Source organism: uncultured Ruthenibacterium sp. (assembly GCF_963558415.1).
In the GTDB taxonomy this organism is placed as follows: domain Bacteria; phylum Bacillota; class Clostridia; order Oscillospirales; family Ruminococcaceae; genus Ruthenibacterium.
Map to the genome: position 1 here is coordinate 1 of NZ_CAUWGY010000155.1, position 1,888 is coordinate 1,888.

The 1,888-nt window shown below is 45.0% G+C and carries 2 protein-coding genes; both read right to left on the reverse strand.

Annotated elements, in window-relative coordinates:
• The coding region (gene ispG / locus AB5H98_RS13345; RefSeq protein ID WP_367926371.1) for a flavodoxin-dependent (E)-4-hydroxy-3-methylbut-2-enyl-diphosphate synthase at positions 1-1,018 on the reverse strand (1,018 nt) is incomplete at its 3' end.
• An 11-nt stretch (positions 1,019-1,029) separates the two neighbouring features.
• Positions 1,030-1,888 (reverse strand): RIP metalloprotease RseP (gene rseP / locus AB5H98_RS13350; RefSeq protein WP_367926372.1); only part of this gene is annotated, 859 nt, incomplete at its 5' end.

Sequence of the window (1,888 nt, forward strand, 5' to 3'; positions counted from 1 at the left end):
GTTGATCCACAATATTGCCTTTTAGCATGCGAATCTGCTGACCTTTGATAAACAGCATTGCACAGTCTTTTCCACCCGCAATTCCTATATCGGCTTCCTTTGCTTCGCCTGGTCCATTGACCACACATCCCATCACAGCCACTTTAATTTGCTTTTTACAGCCACGGAGGCGACGCTCTACCTCCTCGGCGATTTCCGCTACTGCGATGTTGGTTCTCCCGCAAGTTGGACAACTGATTACTTCGGGGCCAGCCACAAAATGCCCTGCTGCACGCAAAATATCGTAACCTGCCTGTACCTCTTTCTCTGGGATATCTGTCAGCGAAACACGAAGTGTATCACCGATTCCTTCCATTAGAAGTCCACCGATTCCCATGGCAGATTTGATCAGCCCCATACGATATGTTCCTGCTTCCGTCACTCCAATATGCAACGGATAATCGCATTTACTGCTTAGCAAACGATATGCCTGCATCATCATCGGCACGTTGGAAGATTTGATGGAAATTACAATATCGTAAAAATCATGTTTCTCCAACAGTGAAACATGATAGAGCGCACTTTCTACCAAGGCCTCTGGAGTCACATGACCATATTTCGCCAAAATTTCCTTCTCTAGGCTTCCACCATTCACTCCAATTCGAATGGGAATCCCATTTTTTTTGCAAGCCTGCGCTACCATTCCGACCCGTTCATCACTTCCAATATTTCCCGGGTTAATGCGGATTTTATCCACACCAGCATCCACGCAAGCTAAAGCCGCACGATAATCAAAATGAATATCGGCCACAATCGGAACATTGACCTCCTGTTTTAGAGCAGTCACTACCTTTGCATCCTGTGCCGTTGGGACAGTCACGCGAATCAATTCGCAGCCAACTTGTTCCAATCGTTTTGCCTGCTCTACATTCCCATAAATATCGGAAATTGGAATATTCAGCATACTTTGAACCGCAACCGGATTATCCCCACCAATTGCAATATTTCCAATTTTTACAACTCGTGTTTTTTTGCGCATCCGTATTCCTCCTACGGCAAAAGCTTTGTAATATCGTTAAAGGTTGCAAACATCATCAATCCAATCAGTAAGACGAATCCCGCGGCATTGACCGCAATTTCGTATTTCTGAGGAATAGGTTTTCTACGAATGGCTTCCAAAATCAAAAATACTAAGCGGCCACCATCCAAGGCCGGAATGGGAAGCAAATTGAAAATTCCCAAGTTAATGGTAATCAATGACAATAACAGCAAAAGAGGCTGCAAACCTAGCGAAGACGCCTGTCCAATCGCACTAACAATCCCTACAGGACCAGACAAATTGTTCACTGCGATTCGCCCGGTCAGAAGGTCTGTAAAACTCAAAACGATCATTCGGGCTAGAGAAAGCGTCCAATTTCCAGCTTCTTTCAAAACATTGGGGATTGTTTTCTCAATAGGATAAACCTTAAAGTCAATTACCAAATATTGTTGACCGTCCTGCTCCGCGGTATCAAAGACAACATCTTCCAAGGTGATTTTTTCGCCATCGCGCAAAACCGTCAAATCAGCGGTTCCTTCTTGTGTTCTTGCAAACTCATAACTCACATCATTTGCCACAAAGCATCTTCGTCCGTTGACCGCTAAAATTGTGTCTCCCACCTGAAGTCCATGCTGTTCCGTGGAGGCATTTGGATAAAACTCCGCTACCGTCCGACTCACAATACTGCTTTGCATTGCCACAACTGCAATCAGTACAACAAACCCCAAAATCATATTCATGCAAGCACCCGCTACGGTAACAAGAATACGATTTCCCACCGGAGCCTTTGTAAAAGACCCCTCATCGTCGCTTTCCTCATCCTCTCCTTCCATACTCACAAAACCGCCAATTGGAAGAAGACGAATTGCA